At 72.6% G+C, this 21,220-nt stretch carries 17 protein-coding genes; 5 read left to right on the top strand and 12 right to left on the bottom strand.

All coding sequences use genetic code 11. From position 1 onward, the window contains the following. Window positions 1-26: 26 nt before the first annotated feature. The 3 genes from GFH29_RS08025 to GFH29_RS08015 are packed head-to-tail and all read right to left on the bottom strand — an operon-like array spanning window position 27 to window position 3,999. Window positions 27-1,136: an ABC transporter ATP-binding protein gene (locus tag GFH29_RS08025; RefSeq protein ID WP_153337496.1), complete on the bottom strand. Its 1,110-nt coding sequence runs from the start codon at window positions 1,134-1,136 to the stop codon at window positions 27-29. Window positions 1,137-1,141: 5 nt separating this feature from the next. After that, window positions 1,142-2,890: an ABC transporter permease subunit gene (locus GFH29_RS08020; protein ID WP_153322845.1), complete on the bottom strand. Its 1,749-nt coding sequence runs from the start codon at window positions 2,888-2,890 to the stop codon at window positions 1,142-1,144. Further along, window positions 2,887-3,999: an extracellular solute-binding protein gene (locus GFH29_RS08015; RefSeq protein ID WP_194289001.1), complete on the bottom strand. Its 1,113-nt coding sequence runs from the start codon at window positions 3,997-3,999 to the stop codon at window positions 2,887-2,889. Before GFH29_RS08015 ends, GFH29_RS08020 begins: the two co-directional genes overlap by 4 nt. Window positions 4,000-4,134: 135 nt before the next feature. Here GFH29_RS08015 and GFH29_RS08010 point away from each other — a divergent pair, with 135 nt between their 5' ends. Continuing rightward, window positions 4,135-5,757, top strand: coding sequence for an arylsulfatase (locus GFH29_RS08010; RefSeq protein WP_153322843.1), 1,623 nt, complete (start codon window positions 4,135-4,137; stop codon window positions 5,755-5,757). 10 nt (window positions 5,758-5,767) lie between these two features. Here GFH29_RS08010 and GFH29_RS08005 read toward each other — a convergent pair whose 3' ends face one another. Both GFH29_RS08005 and GFH29_RS08000 read right to left on the bottom strand, forming a co-directional pair. Then, window positions 5,768-6,277 (bottom strand): metallophosphoesterase family protein, encoded by a 510-nt coding sequence (locus GFH29_RS08005; protein ID WP_153322842.1) that lies wholly within the window; start codon window positions 6,275-6,277, stop codon window positions 5,768-5,770. A 45-nt stretch (window positions 6,278-6,322) separates the two neighbouring features. Next, window positions 6,323-6,469: a hypothetical protein gene (locus GFH29_RS08000; protein ID WP_153322841.1), complete on the bottom strand. Its 147-nt coding sequence runs from the start codon at window positions 6,467-6,469 to the stop codon at window positions 6,323-6,325. A 93-nt stretch (window positions 6,470-6,562) separates the two neighbouring features. Between GFH29_RS08000 and GFH29_RS07995 the strand changes: the two genes are divergently transcribed. Continuing rightward, a complete protein-coding gene (locus GFH29_RS07995) occupies window positions 6,563-7,510 on the top strand; it encodes a helix-turn-helix domain-containing protein (protein ID WP_153322840.1) in 948 nt (315 codons plus the stop codon). A gap of 96 nt (window positions 7,511-7,606) precedes the next feature. Here the strand turns inward: GFH29_RS07995 and rpsA are convergent, their stop codons facing one another. Next, window positions 7,607-9,085: a 30S ribosomal protein S1 gene (gene rpsA / locus GFH29_RS07990; RefSeq protein ID WP_153322839.1), complete on the bottom strand. Its 1,479-nt coding sequence runs from the start codon at window positions 9,083-9,085 to the stop codon at window positions 7,607-7,609. A gap of 289 nt (window positions 9,086-9,374) precedes the next feature. Between rpsA and GFH29_RS07985 the strand changes: the two genes are divergently transcribed. Then, window positions 9,375-10,169, top strand: a complete 795-nt coding sequence (locus tag GFH29_RS07985) for a class I SAM-dependent methyltransferase (RefSeq protein ID WP_153322838.1) — start codon at window positions 9,375-9,377, stop codon at window positions 10,167-10,169. Between the two features lie 92 nt (window positions 10,170-10,261). On the opposite strand, the gene GFH29_RS07980 is transcribed toward GFH29_RS07985, so the two are convergent. Further along, window positions 10,262-11,266 (bottom strand): DUF3068 domain-containing protein, encoded by a 1,005-nt coding sequence (locus GFH29_RS07980; protein WP_153322837.1) that lies wholly within the window; start codon window positions 11,264-11,266, stop codon window positions 10,262-10,264. A gap of 153 nt (window positions 11,267-11,419) precedes the next feature. Here GFH29_RS07980 and GFH29_RS07975 point away from each other — a divergent pair, with 153 nt between their 5' ends. Together GFH29_RS07975 and GFH29_RS07970 are read left to right on the top strand one after the other, a co-directional pair. Then, window positions 11,420-12,115: a class I SAM-dependent methyltransferase gene (locus GFH29_RS07975; RefSeq protein ID WP_153322836.1), complete on the top strand. Its 696-nt coding sequence runs from the start codon at window positions 11,420-11,422 to the stop codon at window positions 12,113-12,115. 7 nt (window positions 12,116-12,122) lie between these two features. Further along, a complete protein-coding gene (locus GFH29_RS07970) occupies window positions 12,123-13,163 on the top strand; it encodes a hypothetical protein (RefSeq protein WP_153322835.1) in 1,041 nt (346 codons plus the stop codon). Between the two features lie 3 nt (window positions 13,164-13,166). Here GFH29_RS07970 and GFH29_RS07965 read toward each other — a convergent pair whose 3' ends face one another. From GFH29_RS07965 to GFH29_RS07950, 5 genes are all read right to left on the bottom strand, one after another. Continuing rightward, window positions 13,167-14,363, bottom strand: coding sequence for a glycosyltransferase family 4 protein (locus GFH29_RS07965; protein ID WP_153322834.1), 1,197 nt, complete (start codon window positions 14,361-14,363; stop codon window positions 13,167-13,169). A gap of 2 nt (window positions 14,364-14,365) precedes the next feature. Continuing rightward, window positions 14,366-15,160 carry a dolichyl-phosphate beta-glucosyltransferase gene (locus GFH29_RS07960; protein ID WP_153322833.1) on the bottom strand — a complete coding sequence of 265 codons (795 nt, stop codon included), beginning with the start codon at window positions 15,158-15,160 and terminating at the stop codon, window positions 14,366-14,368. A gap of 105 nt (window positions 15,161-15,265) precedes the next feature. Further along, complete coding sequence (locus GFH29_RS20805) at window positions 15,266-15,400, bottom strand: hypothetical protein (protein ID WP_267128536.1); 135 nt, start codon at window positions 15,398-15,400, stop codon at window positions 15,266-15,268. Window positions 15,401-15,453: 53 nt separating this feature from the next. Next, on the bottom strand, window positions 15,454-17,139 hold the full coding sequence (locus GFH29_RS07955) for a hypothetical protein (protein ID WP_153322832.1): 1,686 nt from the start codon (window positions 17,137-17,139) through the stop codon (window positions 15,454-15,456). Continuing rightward, the gene (locus tag GFH29_RS07950) at window positions 17,136-21,188 is read right to left on the bottom strand and encodes an alpha-(1->3)-arabinofuranosyltransferase domain-containing protein (protein WP_194289003.1); all 4,053 of its coding nucleotides are present in this window, start codon (window positions 21,186-21,188) and stop codon (window positions 17,136-17,138) included. The genes GFH29_RS07955 and GFH29_RS07950 overlap by 4 nt, the downstream gene beginning before the upstream one ends. Between the last annotated feature and the right edge of the window lie 32 nt (window positions 21,189-21,220).

The raw sequence follows: 21,220 nt of genomic DNA, 5'->3' as shown, positions 1-21,220 counted from the left end.
GGCGCGCAGCGACAGCCGAGCAGCCGTCACCCTGCGGCCGGGAAGACCATCACCTCGCTCGGCGCCACCCGCACCCGCACCCGGTCACCCGCGACGAAGGCGACCGGGCCCAGGCCCCGCGCCACCCGGGCGACCACCGACCCGCCGCCGAGGTCGACGACGTAGCGCATCCCCTCGCCGAGGAAGACCGTGTCGCGCACGACACCCGTCCAGGCCTCGTCGCCCCGCTCGTCCCCGGCGGGCTCCAGGCGCACGTTCTCGACCCGGAACGCCACGTCGACGTCGCCCTCGGGCACCGTGGCGGCACGCGTCGAGCGCAGCGTCCGGGCGCCGTCGGACAGCACCCCGTCGCGCAACGTCATCGCGAACCGGTTCACCTCCCCCAGGAACTGCGCGGCGAACAGCGTCGCGGAGTCGTCGTACATCTCCCGCGGCGTGCCCTCCTGGACGATCCGGCCGCCGTCGAGGAGCACCACCCGGTCCGACATCGTCAGCGCCTCGGAGCGGTCGTGGGTGACGCACACCGTCGCCATGCCGGTGAGCTCGTGCACCCGGCGCAGCTCCAGCTGCATCTCCTCGCGCAGCAACCGGTCCAGCGCCGACAGCGGCTCGTCGAGCAGCAGCACGCTCGGCTCGAAGACGATCGCCCGCGCGAGCGCCACCCGCTGCTGCTGCCCGCCGCTGAGCTGGTCGGGACGGCGCTCCTCGAACCCGGTCAGCCGCACGAGCGCGAGCGCCTCGCGCATCGCCCGCAGCGCGCGCTCCTTCGACCACCCGCGCGTGCGCAGCGGATAGAGCACGTTCGACGCGACGTCGAGGTGCGGGAAGAGCGCGTAGCTCTGGAAGACCATCCCGATGTTGCGCTTGTGCATCGGCACCCGGCGTACGTCGCGACCCGCGATCCGCACCGTGCCGTCGTCGGGTCGGGTGATGCCGGCCATGATCTGCAGGCAGGTCGTCTTCCCGCTGCCGCTGGGCCCGAGCAGGGTCACGAACTCGCCGTCGCCGACCGACAGCGAGACGCCGTCGAGCGCGGCCACGGCGCCGTACCGCTTGGTCGCGCGGTCCAGCCCGACGGCCTCGGGCGCGCGCCCGGTGGCGTCGGGTGCGGGGGTGGTGGAGGTGGTCACCGTCATGTCCGTCACTTCCTGCTCGCCACGTCGGCGAGGTCGATACGGGCCGGGGCGCGCGACATCACCGCGACCGCGACCGCGGTCGCCGCCAGCAGCAGCCCGATCAGCAGCGAGGCCACGACCGCGATCGTGGAGCTGAGGGTGTCTTGCATCTGGGAGAACATCCGCACCGGCACGGTGGTGTTGAGCCCGGCCACGAACAGCGGCAGGACGAGATTGTCGAAGGCGTTGAGGAACGCGTACAGCCCACCCACGAGGAGCCCGGGCATCGCGAGCGGCACGACCACCCGCGCGAGGGTCCGCAGCCGCGAGGCGCCGCTCATCCGGGAGGCGTGCTCGAGGTCGAGGTCGATGTTGCGCACCACCGCCGCGATGATCACCACGGCCAGGCTGATCGCGGTGACCGCCTGCCCGATCACCACGCCCGACGACGTCCCCGACAGCCCGAAACGGTTGGCGAAGACGTAGAAGCTGAGCGCGGGCACGATCTCGGGCAGGGCAAGCGGGAAGACCAGCAGGCCCAGGCCGAGGGTCAGCGCCCGTCCCCCCGCCCTCACCAGGCCGTACGCCGCGAGCCCGCCGAGCACCAGCGCGAGCACCCCGTCGGCGGCGGCGAACGCGAACGAGCGCGACATCGGCGTGGTCCACAGCGGGTCGTCGAAGAAGGCCCGGTAGCCGTCGAGGGTCAGCGAGTCCGGCGGCAGCGAGAGCCGGTTGGTGGGGCCGACGGAGAACACCACCACGACGAGCTCGGGGATCACCAGGAAGGCCAGCACCAGCAGGGCCAGGACCCGCGCGAGCACCCGCCACACCGGCGCGGGCACCAGCTCGAGCACCGGCAGCACGAACCGCAAGGCGAGCCGCTGGCGGGCCGGGTAGGGGTCGCGGCGCCGGCGCAGCACCAGCCGCACCACCACCAGCGGGGCGACGCCGGCCAGCAGCATCGCCACGGTCATCGCGCCGGCCAGCGGCCAGTTCAGCGCGACGGTGGCCTGGTCGGCCACGACCTGGGCGAACAGCAGCCCGTTGGTCGCGCCCAGCGCCACCGGGATGACGTAGGCGCCCAGCGCCAGCACGTAGACCAGGAGCGCGCCCGCGGCGACGCCGGGTCGCGACAGCGGCCAGTACACGCTCGTGAAGACCCGCACCGGCGAGGCGCCCAGCGCACCGGCGGTGACCTCGTGCCCCGGCGCGATGCGCGACATGGTCGCCCACATCGTCAGCACCGCGATCGGCATCAGCACGTGGACCAGCCCGATGACCGCCCCGGTGAGACTGTGCCCGAGCTGCTGGGGCTCCTCGAAGACGCCGAGGGCGACCAGCACCCGGTTCACCGGGCCGCGCAGCCCGAGCAGCGCCGACCACGCGAAGACGCGCACCAGCACCGAGGTGAGGTAGGGCAGCACCACCAGGGCGGCGAGCAGGATCTTGGTGCGACCGCGGGCGCGGTGCAGCAGCACCGCGAGCGGGTAGCCCAGCACCACGCAGCACGCGGTCACGCCCATGCTGGTGAGGACCGTGCGCACCAGGACGTCGCCGAAGTAGCTGCTCTCCGCGATCTCGCGGTAGTGGGCGAGGGTGAAGGAGCCGTCGACGCGGATGCTGCGCCAGGCGAAGTCGGCGAGCGGGAACACCGCGAAGACCACGACGAACGCGACGGCCGGGAGGGCGAGCAGGGCGGGGCTGGCGAGCGAGGGCACCCGCCGCACCCGCCGCACCCCCGGCACCTGCCGGGCACGCGGGGCGAGGACCGTCACGAAGCGCGCCACTCGTTCCAGCGGTTGAGGACCTCGTCGAGGTTGCTGACGTCGGCGTCGTTGGTCTCGGTGTAGTAGTCGTAGTCGAGCAGCGAGCCCTGCTCCTGGCCCTCCACGAACGGCGCATAGGCCAGGTCCTTGCGGTCCAGGCGCTCATAGACCGCCGTCGAGGGCAGCACGATGCCGAAGTTGGTCAGCTCGGCGTACCTCGCCTGCACCTCGGGCTTGCTCCACCAGTCGAGGAACTGCTGCCCGGCGTCCGGGCCGTTCGGGCCCTTCTCCAGCAGCGCCGCATAGCCGCGCACGATCGGCGCGTCCTCGAAGAGGGTGACGCCCACGTCCGCGCCGTCCTTGACCGCGCCCAGGGCCGCCGGGGAGTAGGTGAAGGTCATCGTCGTGTTCCCGTCCAGCACGTCCTGGAGCGACTTGGGAGCCGCGTCCCACAAGGTGATGTCGTCCTTGATCGTGTCGAGCTTGGCGAACGCCCGGTCCAGGTCGAGCGGGTAGAGGTCGGCGGGCGCGACGCCGTCGGCGAGCAGTGCGATCTCGATGTTGATCGGGACGCCGAAGCCGCCGGACTGCAGGCCGCGGTAGCCGGGGTACTTCTCGAGGTCGAAGAAGTCCGCCCAGGTGTTCGGCGGGTTGTCCGCGAACTCGTTGCTGTACACCGTCAGCGGCGTGATGTCCTGGTTGACCAGGTGGTTGTCCTCGACCAATCCGGCCTCCTCGAGCGCGGCGAGGCCCTCGGGGTCGAAGCCCGCGGTGTCGAGCGGCGCGTAGACCCCGTCGGTGTCGGTGAGCGGGAAGATGTCGCCGGGGATCGCGATCGCGAGGTCGAAGTCGGAGCGCCCGGTCTGCTGGATCAGCCGCATCTTGGGCCCGTAGTCGGTGTCACTGAGCTCGACGGTGTCGACCTCGACCCCGGTCTCCTCCTCGAACTCGCCGACGAGCGTCTCGATCGCCGCGCCGTTGACGCCGGCGCCGCGCGCGATCACGATCTCCGCGTCGCCACCGTCGGCGCTGGCGCCGTCGGAGCCGCACGAGGCGATGGCCGCCACCGCCGGCAGGACCGCCGCCGCGGCGAGGAAACGGGTGAGGGATGACTTCACGGCGTCCAACTTTCTCTGATTCATTAACTCCATCGGTATTGTGCACATTAAACACGGACCGCGGCCGCGTCCACCGCCACGGCGCGCCGTACGGACCACCGAGCACCCGAGACCGCCGAGCAGAGAAGAGCCCCCATGCCGCAGCGCACCGCCCGCCGCCCCCATGTCGTGATCGTCCTCGTGGACGACATGGGCTTCTCCGACATCGGGTGCTACGGAGGCGAGATCCGCACACCCCACATCGACGCGCTGGCGGAGTCGGGGGTGCGGCTGACGCAGTTCTACAACACGGCGCGCTGCAGCCCCTCGCGCGCGTCGCTGATGACCGGCCTGCACCCGCACCAGACCGGGATCGGCATCCTCAACTACGACGACTCCCCCGAGGGCTACCCCGGCACGCTCAACGACCGCAACGTCACCCTCGCCGAGGCGCTCGGCACCGCGGGCTACCGCAGCTACATCGCGGGCAAGTGGCACCTCTCCGGCGACATCCACACCCCCGCCGCGAGCTGGCCCACCCGGCGCGGCTTCGATGCCTTCTACGGCACCCTCGAGGGCGCCGGCAGCTTCTTCCGCCCGCGCACCCTCACCCGCGACGAGACCACCATCGACGACGAGGCGCTCGCGGACCCGGATTTCTACTACACCGACGCGATCACCGACCACGCGGTCGAGTTCCTGCGCCAGCACCACGCCGAGCACGCCGACGCCCCGTTCTTCCTCTACACCGCCTACACCGCGCCGCACTGGCCGCTGCACGCGCGTCCGGAGGACATCGCGTCGTACGCCGGGCGCTTCGACGCCGGCTGGGACGAGCTGCGCGAGCAGCGCCTGGAGCGGCTGGTGAAGTCCGGGATCATCGCCCCCGACTGGCCGCTGAGCGACCGTGACCCGCGGGTGCCGGCCTGGAGCCAGGTCGAGGACAAGGAGTGGGAGGCACTGCGGATGGCGGTGTACGCCGCGCAGGTCGACCGGGTCGACCAGGGGGTCGGGCGGATCGTGGCCCAGCTGCGCGAGCAGGACGCCCTGGAGGACACGCTGTTCCTGTTCCTCTCCGACAACGGCGGGTGCGCCGAGGAGATGCCGCTGGAGAGCGCCCAGGAGTTCGTGACCACCTACGTCAGCTTCGACGACACCACCCGCGCCGGCGAGCCGGTGCGTCCGGGCAACGACCCGAGCATCCGACCGGGCGGCGAGGACAGCTACGCCACCTACGGCCGATCCTGGGCCAACCTCTCCAACACCCCGTTCCGCGAGTACAAGCACTGGATCCACGAGGGCGGCATCGCCACCCCGCTCGTGGTCCACTGGCCGGCCGAGCTCGGCACCAAGGCCCGCCTGCGCCACCAGCCCCACCAGCTGACCGACATCATGGCGACGCTACTCGAGGTCAGCGGGGCCGACTACGACCGCGCGGCGGCCGGCCGCGAGGTGCACCCGCCCGAGGGCTCCAGCCTGCTGCCGACGCTGATCGACGACGCCACCGACGACCAGCGATTGCTGACCTGGGAGCACGAGGGCAACTCGGGCGCGCGGCGCGGACGCTGGAAGCTGGTGCGCAAGCACGCCCAGGACTGGGAGCTCTACGACATGGTCACCGACCGCACCGAGCTCTCCGACCTCGCCGGCGAGCACCCGGAGCTCGTCGCCGACCTCGCCGCGGCGTACGACGAGTGGGCGCAGCGCTGCGGCGTCATCGACCGCCAGGTCGTGCTCGACCTCTACGCGCGCCGCGGGGCCGGACTGCTCGCGGAGTGAGCGCGTCGGCTCAACCGCGCGGGGGCAGTCGGTGCAGCGTCACCTCGCGCAGCTCGCCGGCGCCGGCGAGCGCCGTCATGTAGGTGCAGTGCGGCTGGCGGCGCCGGTCGGTCGGGGACCCGGGGTTGAGCAGTCGCAGGCCGGTGGCGGTCGTGGTGTCCCACGGGATGTGGGAGTGGCCGAAGACCAGCACGTCGAGGTCGTCGTACGCCGCGCTGCAGCGCTCCTCGCGGCCCGCGGCGGAGCCGGTCTCGTGCACGACGCCGAGGCGCACGCCGTCGATCTCCGCGCGCGCGACCTCCGGCAGCCGCTCGCGCAGCACCCCGTGGTCGTTGTTGCCGTAGACCCCGACCAACCGCCGCGCCCGGGCCTCGAGGTCGTCGAGGAGCGAGACGTCGACCCAGTCGCCGGCGTGGACCACGACGTCGGCGCGGTCGACCTCCGCCCACACCTGCTCGGGCAGGGCACGCGCCCGTCGCGGCAGGTGGGTGTCGGCCAGGAGCAGCAACCGGGTCGTCATGGACCGATCATGCTCACCGGACCAAGGCTCGCCGACGGGAGGGGGTCAGCGCGCCCCCGGCGCCCGGAACTGCGGGTCCTGGACGTGCGAGGACGGCGGCGCGGCCGGGCCGCGGCTGTCTCGCGCGAGCAGACGCAGCGTGCCTCCGAGGAGCACCGCCGCGAGGACGAGAAGAAGGATCACGAAGGTCATGGCAGCAATCCTTCGCTCGTCGTGATCCTGCCACGAGTGGCAGACCTGTCTATGCCCATCGATTTCCTGCCAACCGCGTGGCATGCTGGATCGATGCTCACCAACGTGGCCGTGATCACCTACGACGGCATCACGGCCTTCGAGCTCGGGGTCGCCTGCGAGGCCTTCGGCAGCGACCGCAGCGACGACGGGCTGCCGGTGCTGGACTTCGCCCTGTGCGCGGCCGTCCCCGGTCCGGTCCGCACCGGCGCGGGGTTCACGATCAGCGTCGACCACGACCTCGAGCGGGTGACCCGGGCCGACCTGGTGGTGGCGCTGCCGACCGAGGGGCTCGCCCAGAGCGTCCCGCCGCCCGTCCTCGAGGCACTGCGGACTGCTCACGACCGCGGCGCCCGGCTGATGTCGATGTGCACCGGCGCCTTCGTGCTCGGCGAGGCCGGGCTCCTCGACGACCGCGAGTGCACGACCCACTGGCGCTACACCGAGGAGCTCTCCCGGCGATTCCCCCGCGCTCGCGTCGTGCCCGAGGTCCTCCACGTCGACTCCGGCCGGGTCGTGACCAGCGCCGGGACCGCCGCCAGCATCGACGCCTCCCTGCACATCTGGCGCCAGGAGCACGGCTCGGCGGTGGCCGCCACCATCGCGCGGCGCATGGTGGTGCCGCCGCAGCGCGACGGCGGCCAGGCGCAGTTCATCGAGCGCCCCGTGCCCGACCTGCGCGAGGAGACCTTCGGCGCCCTGCAGCAGTGGGCCCTGGACAACCTGCACCTCGAGCTCGATGTCGCCACGCTCGCGCACCGCACGCTGATGTCGCCGCGCACGTTCGCGCGCCGCTTCCGCGCCGAGGTCGGCGCGACCCCGCACGCCTGGGTGACCGCCCAGCGGGTGCTGCGCGCCGAGCAGCTGCTCGAGCGCACCGATCACACCATCGACCGGATCGCCGCCGACGTGGGCTTCGGCAACGCCGCGAACCTGCGCCTGCACCTCACCCGTGCGCGCGGCCTGAGCCCCCAGCAGTACCGCCGCCGCTTCGCCTGCTGAACCCGCTCCTCGCACGGCCCGGGACGCACCGAGGCCCGGTCACCTCGCGGTGACCGGGCCTCGGTGGTTCAGCTGGTGGAGAAGTCCTTCAGCGGATCAGTTGCCGCCGCCGGTGAGCTTCTCGCGGAGAGCCTGCAGCGCCTCGTCCGAGGCGAGCGAGCCGCCACCGGTCTCCTCGCTGGTCTCGACCTCGGCCGAGGAGGAGTACGAGGTGGCCTCGCCAGCCTCGGCCTCGGCCTTGCGGGCCTCGGCCTGCTGCTTGACGTGGGCCTCCCAGCGGGCGTGCGCCTTGGCGTACTGGTCCTCCCAGACGGCGCGCTGGTCCTCGAAGCCCTCGAGCCACTCGCCGGTCTCCGGGTCGAAGCCCTCGGGGTAGACGTAGTTGCCCTGCTCGTCGTAGGTCGCCGGCATGCCGTACAGCGTCGGGTCGAACTCCTCGACGTCGCTCGCCGCAGCGGTCTCGTTGGCCTGCTTCAGCGACAGCGAGATCCGACGACGCTCGAGGTCGATGTCGATGATCTTGACCATGACGTCGTCGTTGACCTGGACGACCTGCTCCGGGATCTCCACGTGGCGCTCGGCCAGCTCGGAGATGTGGACCAGGCCCTCGATGCCCTCCTCGACACGGACGAACGAGCCGAAGGGCACCAGCTTGGTGACCTTGCCCGGCACGATCTGGCCGATCTGGTGGGTCCGGGCGAAGTGTTGCCACGGGTCCTCCTGCGTCGCCTTGAGCGACAGGGAGACCCGCTCGCGCTCCATGTCCACGTCGAGGACCTCGACGGTGACCTCGTCGCCCACGGCGACGACCTCGGAGGGGTGGTCGATGTGCTTCCACGACAGCTCGGAGACGTGCACGAGGCCGTCGACGCCGCCGAGGTCCACGAACGCACCGAAGTTGACGATCGAGGAGACGACACCCTTGCGGATCTGACCCTTCTGCAGCTGGGTCAGGAAGCCGTGGCGAACCTCGGACTGGGTCTGCTCGAGCCAGGCACGGCGCGACAGGACCACGTTGTTGCGGTTCTTGTCGAGCTCGATGATCTTGGCCTCGAGGGTCTGACCCACGTAGGGCTGGAGGTCGCGGACGCGACGCATCTCCACCAGGGAGGCGGGCAGGAAGCCGCGCAGGCCGATGTCGAGGATGAGGCCGCCCTTGACGACCTCGATGACGGTGCCCTCGACGACGCCGTCCTCCTCCTTGACCTTCTCGATGGTGCCCCAGGCACGCTCGTACTGAGCGCGCTTCTTGGACAGGATCAGGCGGCCTTCCTTGTCCTCCTTCTGGAGGACCAGGGCCTCGACCTCGTCACCGACCGAGACGACCTCGGACGGGTCGACGTCGTGCTTGATCGACAACTCGCGCGAGGGGATGACGCCCTCGGTCTTGTAGCCGATGTCAAGCAGGACCTCGTCGCGGTCGACCTTGACGATGGTGCCGGAGACGATGTCGCCGTCGTTGAAGTACTTGATCGTCGCGTCGATGGCGGCGAGGAAGTCCTCTTCGGACCCGATGTCGTTGATCGCGACCTGAGGCGCGTCGTAGTCCGGAAGAGCGGAGATGGTGCTCGTCATAAGGGAAGTATTTCCTTGGTGGGCAGAAAGTCGTGCGGGCACGCGCGAAGGCCGGTTTCGCTACCGATCGAGAGTCGCTCCCGAGCGGAAGCAGTGATAGCGAGCGAGTGTCCACTCCGTCCGGGACGCAGGCAGACCTCTGGCGCAACCGCCAGCGTACGCCGCACGCCGCACACCGTCCAACCCAGGCGCTGCCGGGGCCGACGGAACGTATTAACGTCGAGTCGTGAGCAGCACCTCGGGCAACCCCGCCGCACCCGACTCCCGACACCATTCTCCGCTTCCACCGATGCATGTCGAGCGCCGAGCCGTCAGCGAGACCGAGTCCCGGCACGCCAACGGTCCGGACTGGGACCGCTACGCCGACGAGTACCAGGCCACCCACGGCGAGTTCCTGGGCGACACCGGCTTCGTGTGGGGTCCCGAGGGCCTCACCGAGTCGGAGGCCGGGGTGCTCGGCCCGGTCGCCGGCCGCGACGTGCTGGAGGTCGGTTCCGGTGCGGGTCAGTGCTCGCGGTGGATCCGCACCCAGGGCGGCCGCGCCTACGGCATCGACCTGTCACTGCGCCAGCTGCAGCACTCGCGCCGCATCGACCTCGAGTCCGGGGTCGTCGTGCCGTCGGTGCTGGGCACCGCGACCGACCTGCCGTTCGCCGACGCCTCCTTCGACGTCGTGTTCTCCTCCTTCGGCGCGCTGCAGTTCGTGCGCGACATCGACGTGGCGGTCGCGGAGACCGCTCGCGTGCTGCGCCCGGGTGGGCGCTTCGCCTTCTCGATCACCCACCCGACGCGATGGATGTTCCCCGACGACCCCGGCGAGGCCGGCCTGGTCGCCAGCCAGCCCTACTGGGACCGCACGCCGTACGTCGAGGTCGACGACGCCACCGGCGAGGTCTCCTACGTGGAGCACCACCGCACGCTGGGCGACTGGGTGACGCTGCTGGCCGGCGCCGGGTTCCGGATCACCACGCTGCTGGAGCCCGAGTGGCCCGCCGGGCACGACCGGGTCTGGGGCGGCTGGTCGGCGACCCGGGGCCGGTTCACCCCCGGCACCGCGATCTTCGGCGCCGACCTGCTGGGCTGAGCCCGGCCTGCACGAGACGCAGAGACGGGGCGAGGCCGGTGGCCTCGCCCCGTCTCGGGCGGTACTGGGTGGTGCCGATCGGCACCCGGCGCTCAGACCTTGGCGGTCGCGCGCCGCGTGTCGTCGCCCTTGGCGCCCGCGCCGGCCGGAGCGGCGTCGCCGCCACGGCGGCTGAGCAGGAGGCCCACAGCGATCAGGATCAGTCCGAGGACCAGCCCGAGGATCGGGAACAGCCCGTTGACCATCGAGAGCAGCGAGGCCTTGGACTCGTACTCATCGACGTTCTCGGCGACCTGGGCGTCGGTGAAGCTGAGGTCGGCCTCGGTGGTAGTCGCCCGCTCCTCGCCGTCGATCGCCAGGGTGGAGCGCTGCTCCTCGACGCGGTCGATCACCGCGCCGGTCACCGGCTCGACGTAGAAGGTGCGCTTGTTGGCGTAGACGACGTCAGCCTCGATGTTGTCCGAGCCGCGCTCGCCCACCACCGATGCGGGGACCTCGCGGGTGCCCACCACGGCGGGCGGCAGGTCGGCCTCGAACTTGTAGACGGCGAGGCCGTCGACGTCGGTCTCCTCGACGAACTCCGCCGGGACGGTGGTCGCGGCGGTGCCGTCCCACCACTCGTAGGTCTCCTTCTTGGTGTCGAAGGGGAACTTGTAGATCAGGCCCTCACGCACGACCGAGACGCGCTCGTCCTCGGTGGTCTCGCTGAACGCACCGCAGCAGTCGACCGCCTCGCCGGTGTGGGCGTCGAACGCCGCCCGGCCGCGGCTCTGCGAGCGGATGACGCCGTCGTCGGAGGTGATCGTCTGGGTGTCGGTCCAGACCCGGATCTCCTCGCCGAGGTCATCGCTGGCCTCCTGGCTCGCGTCGACGTCGCCACGCGTCGTCGACACCGCCTCCAGGTCGACCATGACCTCGGTCAGCATCGACGGGTCGGTGTCGAAGATGACCGCGCCCTCGGCCGTCAACGTCGTCTCGCTGTTCTGGTCGATGGGGGCGACCGCAAGCTTGGGGTAGGCGTAGAACTTCAACAGCGCCGCCGCCACGAGGAGGAACACCCCCAGCCCCACGAGTACCGCTGGAACAACTCGACGCATGAAAGCTCCCCTTCTCTCCCACCAGGTGACAGACGTCACGCGGCCCGGCGGCAGAGTACCAGGAAGTAACCCACGCGTCACCGAACCGTCGTGATGGTTTGACGCGTGTCATCCGGGCCCCCTCCGTGCCAGCGACCAGTAGTGTTCCGCAGCGTGGACGCGCAGGAGATCCGCAAGTCGGCGGCCTTGGAGAAGAAGCACTGGTGGTACGCCGAGCGGCGGGCGCTGGTGCGACGTCTGGTGCGCCCGCTCCCGCCGGGCCGCGCCCTCGACGTGGGCTGCGGCGGGGGCGGCAACACCGGCGTGCTGCGCGACCTCGGCTGGGATGTCACCGGCATCGAGTACTCCCCCGTCGCGGCGAGCATCGCCCGCGGTCGGGACCTAAAGGTCGTCCGCGGTGACGCCCAGAGCCTGCCGGTCGCCGATGCGTCCATGGACCTGGTGATGTCGACCGACGCCTGGGAGCACATCGAGGACGACAAGGCCGTGGCCAGCGAGACCGCACGGGTGCTGCGTCCCGGCGGCCGGGTCCTGGTCGCGGTGCCGTGCAGCATGGCGCTGTGGAGCGGCCACGACGTCGCGCTGGGCCACCTGCGGCGCTACGAGCGCGCCGACCTGGCCAGCCTCCTGGAGGGCGCCGGCCTGGAGGTCGTCGACATCCGCTCCTGGAACGTGCTGCTGCGCCCGGTCGCACGGATGCGCCGCAAGAACAACGAGAGCGAGAGCGAGATGGAGGAGGTGCACCCGGTGCTCAACGCCGGGCTGCGCGCCGCCGTCGCCAGCGAGCGGTTCCTGCCCGTGCACCGGCTGCCCGGCATCAGCCTGGTCGCCCGCGCCGTGAAGCGCTGAGCGCTCGATGAGCGACTGGATCGCCGACCCACGAATCCGCTGGCGGATCCTCCTCACGGCGCGCCTGGCGGCGCCGCTCGGACCCTCGGAGGCGGACCGGCTCGGTGAGCGGCTGCAGGACCTCGTGTCCCGTCACGGTTGGCCCGACGAGCGGCCACCGGCGCGGCAGGTCGCGATGGAGCGCGCCGACGACGTGGACGCGCTGCGGGCCCGGCTCGCCGAGGAGGACGGGACCCCGGTGGTCGTGGGGATGGCCGGCCAGCACCTCGTGGTGTCCGCGCACCACGCCTGGGTCGACGGGCTCGGTCTGCTCGACGTCCTGGCGGAGGTGACCGGCACCGACGTCTCCTCGGGCGCTCGCGGTGTCTCGGGGCGTCCCCGAGCCGGCGGGTTCCTCGGCGCCGCGGTACGCCGCCTGGGCGAGGTCGCCTTCACCCCGCCCGCCCGCCTCGCGCTCCCCGGCGTCGCGCCCGCAGGGGGCGACGCGTTCGCGGTCGCGAGCGTGCCGGGCCACCACGGCACCGCACGCCTCGTGCACGCCGCGAGCGCCGGGCTCGTGCACCACAACCGCGCGGCCGGCCGGCGTACTCGTCACGTGGCGATCGCCATCGGCGCGGCGCGTCGGGAGGAGACCGCGCCCGGCACGCCGCGGCGCATCGCGGACCGCAGCGAGCTGCTGCGGCTGCGCGGAGTCGAGGACCTGGATCTGGCGGCGATCGAGCGCCTGGTGCGCGAGGCGCCCACCCAGCCGCCGGTCGAGGCCGGCGGCAGCGCGGGTGGCCGGGTCGTCGAGACCGCGCTGCGGGTCCTGGCCCCTCGCCTCGGCTCGAGCCTGTTGGTCTCCCATCTGGGGCAGGTGCAGGCGCCCGGGGTCGACGACCTCGCCTTCCACCCGGTCACGGCGGGCGGGACCGGCCTGTCGCTCGGCGCGGTGGGGATCGGCGAGCGCACCGTGCTGGGGCTGCGGGGGCGGCGCAGCGAGTGGGACGACGCGTCCCTGACGGCACTGCTCCAGACCCTGACCGCGTCGCTGACCGGCACCGGCTGAGGATCAGCCGCGCCCCACCCGTCGCAGCTCCTGGTGGACGACGGCGAGCGCCTCGCGGTGCATGCGCGTCCAGCTGAAGCGCCCGGCCCACTCCTGGCACTCGCGGATGGTGACCGCTCGCTCCTCGGGCTGCTCCAGACCCTTCAGCGCGGAGCGCACCCGGTCGGCGAGACGGGCCGCGACCAGGTCGAGGTCGGGCTCGTCCGGCACCAGCCAGCCGGTGTGGCCGTCCCGGATCGAGTCGCGCAGCCCCGGCACGTCGCGAGCGACGGTCGGCACCCCCCAGCCGGCCGCCTCGATCACCACCTGGCCCCACCCCTCGATGTCGGAGGCACACACGTGGAGCGCGGCGCGGCGCAGCACCTCCCGCTTGGTCTCCTCGGCGACGAACCCGTGGAAGCGGACCCGGTCGGCGATGCCGAGCTCGTGGGCCAGGCCGATCAGCCGCTCGAGGTCCGGGCCCTTGCCACAGACGTCGAGGTGCAGTCCGGGACGCTCGATCGCGAGCTCGCGCACGACGCGCAGCACCAGGTCCACCCGCTTGTGCGGGACCAGACGGCCGAGCACGACCACCCGGTCGGGGTCCTTGTCGCGTGCGCTCACCAGCGCCGGGTCCGGCACCTGCGCGCCGTTGGCGAGGATATCGATCTCGCCGCGCCAGCCGAGCTGACGCACCATCTCCGCACGCGTCGACTCCGACACCGCGAGGGTGCGGCGGCGCCGGTACACCCGAGGCATGAGGACCCGCTCGAGCCACTGCCCGACGGCGGCCAGCGGCGCGGGGAAGTACGTCGCGAACTGCTCCTGGTGCACGTGGTGCACAGGCATCACCACCACGGTGTCGCGGCGTACGAACAACGGGGAGAAGGCCGGGATGCCGCACTCGGGATCGATCACCACCGACAACGTGCGCCGCCGCCGCAGCAGGGCGAGCGCGGCGTGGAGGTAGAACGTGAAGGCTCCCCCGCCTCGCTGGACCCGGATGCCGTCGCACACCTCGCGTCGCGCCTGCCCACGCTCGCGAGCGGTCACGAACTCGACGCGCGCCCCGGCCTCGGCGAGCGCGCGGGCGAACTCCCAGGCGTAGCGCTCGGAGCCTCCGGCCAGGGAGTGCCCGAGGTCGCGCCAGTTGACCACGACCGCGTGGTGGCCGCGCAGGCCTCCCGGAGGCGGGACGGGCGGGTGCGGGGTCGCGGGCATCCTCAGAACTCGGCGCCGGCCGCGGCCGGCGGTACGGCGGAGGGCACAGCGCGCGGCGCGATCACCTGGACGGTGGCGGTCGCGGGGCGGGCCGCCCGCATCTGCCAGGCGATGCGACCGAGGTCGACGAAGGACCCTGCTCCGTGACGCACCGGGTCGAAGGTCGATCCGGGGACGTCGGCCCAGACGACGGGGAACTCGTCGATGACAGCGCCGAGACGACGCGCGCGGGCGAGCAGCTCGACGTCGAAGGAGAAACCGGGCGTGCGCAGGACGCTGAAGACATCGCGGGCCAGGTCCCCGCGCAGCAGCTTGAACCCGCACTGGGTGTCGACGATGCCCGGGACGAGGCGTGCGGTGCAGGAGCGGTACGCGCGGGCCCCGCGCTCGCGCAGCCGGCTGTGTCGCACGGCCGTGTCGCTGCCGGGCACGGCCCGGGAGCCGATCGCGATGTCCGCGCCCAGGAGGATGCGCCGCCAGCCCTCGTCCAACGCGTCCAGACGGGTCGCGCCGTCGGCGTCCATGAACCCGACGACGTCGGCGGTGGTCACCGCCATGCCGGCGCGGACCGCGGCGCCCTTGCCGGGATCGGCGCAGTGCACCACTCGGACCGGCAGCGCAGGACAGTCGGCGTCGCGGGCGACGCGGGAGGTGGCGTCGGTGCTCGCGTTGTCGACCACGACGACCTCGATGCCGCCGAGGACCGCGCGGTTGGCCGTGGCGTAGCGCGTGAGCTCACGCAGGGTGCGCGGAAGCCGGGCCTCCTCGTTGAAAGCCGGTATCACCAGCTGGAGCATCCGGACCTCCTCCGGGCTGACATTTCAGGGTCGCCGAAGACGCGCTGCGTGGAGCGCAGAGACGGCGTGGCGGTGGGGCGATGCAGGGCGCTCACCCCACCGGCGTCACTCGTCGGAGTAGGAGTAGAGCTGCTTCTCGGAGAGGGACTCGGGGTCACCGCCGGAGTAGGCCTGGACGCCCCCGATCAGCACGACGGAGGACAGGACGGCACCGACGATGCCGGAGATAAGAAGATTCATTGCTGGGTTCCCTCCCAAGAACTCACAGCGGCAAGCCGCCTTGGTGACGGCCATTACACCCGACGACGCAGTATGGCCGCAGCATTTCCGGAAAGCAACAGCAGCGTGGCGATATCCGCGAGCACCACGAGCGCGGCGTCGCCGCGGTCGGTCGCCTCGCTCGACGGCGCGTCAGCTCCGAGATCGAGGAGGGTGAGCTCCTCCCCCTCGTGGCGCACGGCGCCCTCCGGGACGTCCCCCACCCCGCCCATCCCGTGCTCGACGAGCACCCAGCGCACGCCCGCGGCGCGCAGGGCTGCCGCGGGGTCCGGTGCGGCGAGCGCCGCGTCGACGGCACCGACGCGGGGGTCCTCGGAGGGCACCACCTCACCGTCGACGAACGTGCGGTCGTCGATCACGACCTCACCGGGGAGCAAGCGCGGCGCGGGGTCCAGCACGGCGCGGCGCCCGTTCCACTCGTAGCCGCGGTAGCCGCCCCGCCACGGCAGCACCACGGTCCGGGCCGCGCCCTCCTCCTCGAGGATCCCGGCCACGGTCCCCCATTCCTGCGGGAAGGTCGACCGGGGCAGGGTCCCGGCGGCTCCCCAGGCCAGGCTGGGCAGCAGCAGCACGGGCGCCACGACCACCAGCACGACCACGCCCCACAGCGCCTCACGGCCCGGGCGCACCCTGGCCCGGATGCCGGAGACCACGACGGCGAGACCGGGCAGCAGCACCAGGACGGCCGGTGCGAGGAAGCGCTGGGAGTCGCGCAGCACGGCGGCGCCCGGGACCACGCCGCCCACCGCCTCGAGCAGCCGGGTGCCTCCCGGCAGCACCGGAAGCGCCGCGAGCAGCAGCGAGACCCCCGCCAGCACCAGCAGGCGCCGCTCGTCGGAGCCGCGCCCCGCCCGCCGTACGCCGAGCAGGGCGACGAGGGTGAGTCCGCAGGCCAGCAGCACCACCAGCGCCTCGGTGCGCTCCGGCGGCACGACCGCGGACTTCCAGGTCCCGCCCAGGGACAGCAGGCTGGCCCAGACCCCGGCCGCGGACTCGGCCCGGGGGGCGAACACCTCGAAGACCCCCGCCACCGTCACCTCGCTCCCGCGAGCGGCCACCAGCGTCGGGACCAGCCAGGGGAGGTTGGCGACCAGCCCGGTCCCCAGCACCACCGGGACGTGGGCCCGGGTCCGGCGTGCCGCGAGCACCACCGCGACGAGCACGGCCATCAGGCCGCTGGAGGGGCTGCACACGGCGCTCAGGACCAGCGCGACCGCCAGTGGCGGCATCCCGTCGCGCAGATCGCGTCGGGCGCGCAGCGCCGCGTGCGCCACCCAGGGCAGCAGCAGGTAGCCCGCCAGGATCGCCCACTGCCCCATGAGCAGGCGCTCGTGGACCCACGGGTTCCACACGAAGAGCGTGATCGCGGCGGCGCGGGCGTACCACGCGTGCCCGGCCACGAGCCGGCCGGCACCCAGCGCCCCGGCGAGGAAGACGCCCAGCAGCACGGCCTTCTGCACCAGGTCACCGGGCACGACCGCGGTCAGGGCCGACATCAATGCATCCATCGGCACCGCCCGCGGCAGCTGCCCGTCCAGACCCAGCCAGGCGTCCTTCCAGGGTTGCTCCGGCACGAAGACCATGTCTCCGAAGAGCCAGAACCCTCGCCCCAGCAGCAGCGGACCGAGGATGACGAGGGTGAGCGCGAGCCCGACCGCGAGGTCCACCCAGCGGTCGGTCGCGGCGCGTGACGGTCTCACCGCTGGGCCACGGGCCGCGCCGTCGCCCGGCGCCGACCGCGGTGGTACGCCGGCCTGGTGCCGGCGAGCGCACCGGCGAGGACGACCCCGGCGCCGGCGCCGGTCAGCAGGTCGGCCGCGGGAGGTGTCCCCGGCGAGCTCCCCGTGCTCGCGGCGACCGCCACGACGAGCCCGGCGCCGATCAGGACCAGCCCGAGCACCTCGAACGCCACGGTGCGGCGCCGCAGGAGGACGCCGAGCGCCGCGCCCGCCGCGACGAGGGGTCCGAGCACGAACGCGATGAGGCCCACCGCCAGCACGGCGGAGGCGGCGTACCACGAGGCGACGGGCCGCTCCGAGCCCGGGAGCTCGGGCTCGGTCTCCGGTGCGGCACCGGGCTCGCGGCGGCGCCGGAGCACCTGCACCAGCGCGACCATCCCGGCGAGGAGCACTGCGGCGGCCACGCCGAGACCGAGCACGAGGTTGCGGAAGTAGGAGTCCTGGGGATCGAAGGTCACGGTGATGTCGCCGGACACGTCCGCAGGGACGATCCAGCCCTGCGCCCAGCCGTCCACCTCGATCGGATCGAGCACCCGGTCACCGGCGCGGGCCACCCAGCCGATGTTCGTGCTCTGCGGCAGCGACAGGATCGCCTCCTCGCCGTCGCTCACCCGCATCGCCATCTCGGTGCGCTCGGCGGACAGCATCTCGACCTTGCGGGAGGCCCGCGGCTCAGCGGTCTCCTCGACAGCCTCCAGCCGCATCTGGATCGGCTGGAACTGCGCGGAGGAGCGCAGCTCGACGCGGTGGGTCCCCGCGTCGAGGCGGATCCGCTGGCGCTTCCCGCAGGGCTCGACGGCGAGCAGCCCGTTGCCGTACACCGCTCCCATGGCGCCCCGCACGCGGGTCGGGTAGCTCTCGCCGTCGACCACCAGCGTCGGACCGAATCCACAGGCGGCGCCGGTGACGGTGCTGCCGTCCATCGGCACCGTCACCGGGACGTCCCCGAGGGAGAGCTCGGAGATGCCGATCGGCCGCACCGCGCCCTCCGCGCGCTCGAAGATGATCCTGAGCGTCGAGGTGCGCATGGGCGCGAAGCCGCGCGCCACCCGGATGCTGGAGCCGAGGTCGACCGTGCGGCGTTCGCCGTCGTCCCCCACCAGCACGGCACGGCGGGGCCGGGTGACGAGCTCGCCCGAGCTGGAGATGTCGAGGGTGTCGACACGCCGCTCACGACCGAGATCCAGACGCAGCTCCGGCCGCGGGTCGCGGGGGTCGGAGATCCACGACGTGGTCGGCTCGCCGTCGTGCACCATCCGCGGGGACACCGCCGGGTCCGACCCCAGGAAGGAGCTGGCCGCGACCTGCACGCCCAGGAACGGGGTCAGGAGGTTCGCGCTCGCCGGCCCGGACGCGGCGATGGCGGTCGCGCCCAGGCGCCACTCGCCGGCCTTGCGGACGGTGAGGGTCCGGTCGATGCCGGTGGCCTCCTCGCTCGGCCGGGCCCGGTAGACGTCGCAGTCCGGGCCGAGCAGCGTGGTGAAGCAGGTGCGGGTCTCCGGCTGGGTCCCGAACACGAAGTCCGCCCGCGCGTCGAGGTCCACCGGCGGCACGACCATCGTGCGCTCGGCGCGCAGGCCGCCGATCTCCAGCTCGGCGAGGCCGATCGACGCCGTGGCGTCCGGGGTGTCGAGCGCCGTCACCCGCACGCTCGAGGCGCGGTGCTCGCCGAAGTCCACCCGCCCGACGCCGGTCAGGGGGTCCGGGGTCACGATCCGTTCGACGTCACCCGCTGTCACCTTCCAGCGCTCGGGGTGCCTGATGCCGATCGGGGTCACCGGGTGGCGCAGCACGACCCGGCCGACCCGGCGCGGGCGCTCGAGCTCGACCTCGACCCACTGCCCCTCGGAGCCGACGTACGGCTGACTCAGCCAATAGGTGTCGGGGTTGCCGTCGAGGACCGCCCACGGCGCGGTCTCCGGACGTACGACGCCGAGCGTGTCGACGTAGGCGGTCGAGGAGGACGAGCGGACGCCCGCGATCCCGGAGTACCGCGCGACCACCGGCTCGGCGCCGTCCGGGACCGGGTAGTTCGGCACGACCCGCTCGCCGCGGTAGGGCTCCTCGGGCGTCATCACGTTGCTCTCGGCGTCGTTGACCCGGCCGAAGGCCCGTTCCCGCAGGCGCAGCGCATCGCCCTGGACGTCGACGCGACGGTCCCAGCCGGGCTGTCCGGCGACGACAGCGGCCTGTCGACCGGTGACGAGGCCTGCGCCGACGGCGTCGATCACGTCCTCGACGGAGCTGGCGACCGTGACCGCGTCGGCGGTGTCGCGGATGCGTACCCGGTCGGCGGACTCATCGCCCCGCACCTCGAAGACCTCGATCGCCGGGCCGAAGTCGAGGGAGCCGAAGAGCGCCACCCGCTCGATCCCCGGCGAGCGCGCCAGCGCCTGGGACACCACGCTGGAGGGTGAGGACTGCGCGACGCTCTGGTCGAGGTCGTGGCGCAGCAGGATCCGGTCGACACCGATCCGGCCCAGCATGTCGCGCAGGAACGGCGACCCGCTGCCCGTGGTCAGGTAGCCCTCCAGGCGCGACAGCATCCGGATCGTCGCCGCCGGGGTCAGCGGGACCTGTGACCGGGTGACCCAGCGGCTGGTGCCGGTCACCTGGATGGGCTCCTCCATCGTCCAGCCCCAGTCCTGGATGCCGAACCCGGAGCCGGGGACCACCCAGACCACGCCGTCGCGGTCGTCCTCGTCGAGGTGCGCGAGCGCCTCCTGCCAGTACGACGGGAACTCGGTCCAGCCCGGGGTGCGGGTGTTGCCGTTGACCACCGGCCAGGCCGCGGCGGCCAGCGAGCCGGCCATGGCCGCTGCGAGGACGCCGGCGCTCACCCGGCGCGCCGCGTGCAGCCGGCGGCGACGCCGCGCCCCCCGACCCGGGCGGAGCAGGACCGCGATGACCTCGGCCAACAGCGCACCGAGGCCCAGGGCCAGCGGCACCCGCAGGATCGGGTCGGCCTTCGCGACGTTGCGCAGCGGCGCCAGCGAGCCGTCCAGGAGGTCGCGGACCATGCCGGCGAAAGGCGGGGAGAGCAGCCCGTCGTGGGAGACCGTGATGGCGACGAGACCGACCACGACGCTGATGAGCAGGGGGGTCCGGAAGGCGTGGTTCATCCGCACCAGGCCCAGCAGCCCGGCCAGGGCCAGGAAGCCGGTGGCGACCACCAGGACCGGGTCGGTGAGCAGGTCCCAGCCGGATGGCCACCACGCCTGCCGGTTGATCACGACGTAGGGCACCCAGTTGCTGGTGCCGCGCAGCGCAGAGGCCATGCCGGCGGTGTCGGTGGTGGTGCTCGCGGCCTCGACGAAGTCATAGAACGGCGGGCTGTAGACGCCCAGCCGGAGCAGGGAGACCGCCCACCACAGGTTGGCCAGGACCATCACCGATCCCCAGCCGAGCACGAAGGTCCAGCGCACCCGCCGTGTCGCCCACGCCCAGAGCACGACGATGCCCAGCAGGATCGTCGGATAGAACGTCACCGTGCCGTTCACGCCGCCTGCGAAGAGGTAGGCCGCCGGCGAGAGGACCGCGGCCTGCCAGGGTCGGATCCTGCCGAGGATCACCAGCACGATCGGCAGCAGCGCCCAGGGCAGCACGGCACCGGCGAGGATCTCCGCGCTGCGCACGCCGATCTCGGTGACGTGGCGCGGGGTGAGGGCATAGGCCAGGCCGGCCACCATCGCGGCCCACGGACCGAGGCTCATGGCCAGCGCGAGGCGCCGCACGCCCTCGGCGGCGACCACCAGCAGGAGCGCCGACCAGGTCCGCTCGACCACCCAGCCCGGCACCTGGGCGAGCTCGCCGGCCCAGAAGAAGAGCCCCTGGGGGAAGAGGTAGCCGTAGGCCTGGTTCTGCAGCTCGCCCATGGAGACCCGCGGGTTCCACAGGCTCAGCGCGTCACGCAGGAACGTGCCCGGAGCGTCGGTGAGATCCAGTCGGGTGTCGGTGGTGGTGCGCCCGAACTTCTCCATGAAGACCAGGAAGACGAGGCTGGCGAGCACTGTCCAATAGAGCAGACCTGCACGACGAGAAT

This window comes from Nocardioides sp. dk884 (genome assembly GCF_009557055.1).
GTDB lineage: Bacteria > Actinomycetota > Actinomycetes > Propionibacteriales > Nocardioidaceae > Nocardioides.
This window is presented reverse-complemented; position numbering and strand designations above follow the sequence as displayed.

Excerpts from the sequence above, each read along its gene's own strand:
- GFH29_RS08025 (WP_153337496.1), bottom strand. The coding sequence starts at position 1,136 with ATGACGGTGACCACCTCCACCACCCCCGCACCCGACGCCACCGGGCGC.
- GFH29_RS08010 (WP_153322843.1), top strand. The coding sequence starts at position 4,135 with ATGCCGCAGCGCACCGCCCGCCGCCCCCATGTCGTGATCGTCCTCGTG.
- GFH29_RS08005 (WP_153322842.1), bottom strand. The coding sequence starts at position 6,277 with ATGACGACCCGGTTGCTGCTCCTGGCCGACACCCACCTGCCGCGACGG.
- GFH29_RS08000 (WP_153322841.1), bottom strand. The coding sequence starts at position 6,469 with ATGACCTTCGTGATCCTTCTTCTCGTCCTCGCGGCGGTGCTCCTCGGA.
- GFH29_RS07995 (WP_153322840.1), top strand. The coding sequence starts at position 6,563 with ATGCTCACCAACGTGGCCGTGATCACCTACGACGGCATCACGGCCTTC.
- rpsA (WP_153322839.1), bottom strand. The coding sequence starts at position 9,085 with ATGACGAGCACCATCTCCGCTCTTCCGGACTACGACGCGCCTCAGGTC.
- GFH29_RS07985 (WP_153322838.1), top strand. The coding sequence starts at position 9,375 with ATGCATGTCGAGCGCCGAGCCGTCAGCGAGACCGAGTCCCGGCACGCC.
- GFH29_RS07980 (WP_153322837.1), bottom strand. The coding sequence starts at position 11,266 with ATGCGTCGAGTTGTTCCAGCGGTACTCGTGGGGCTGGGGGTGTTCCTC.
- GFH29_RS07970 (WP_153322835.1), top strand. The coding sequence starts at position 12,123 with ATGAGCGACTGGATCGCCGACCCACGAATCCGCTGGCGGATCCTCCTC.
- GFH29_RS07965 (WP_153322834.1), bottom strand. The coding sequence starts at position 14,363 with ATGCCCGCGACCCCGCACCCGCCCGTCCCGCCTCCGGGAGGCCTGCGC.
- GFH29_RS07960 (WP_153322833.1), bottom strand. The coding sequence starts at position 15,160 with ATGCTCCAGCTGGTGATACCGGCTTTCAACGAGGAGGCCCGGCTTCCG.
- GFH29_RS20805 (WP_267128536.1), bottom strand. The coding sequence starts at position 15,400 with ATGAATCTTCTTATCTCCGGCATCGTCGGTGCCGTCCTGTCCTCCGTC.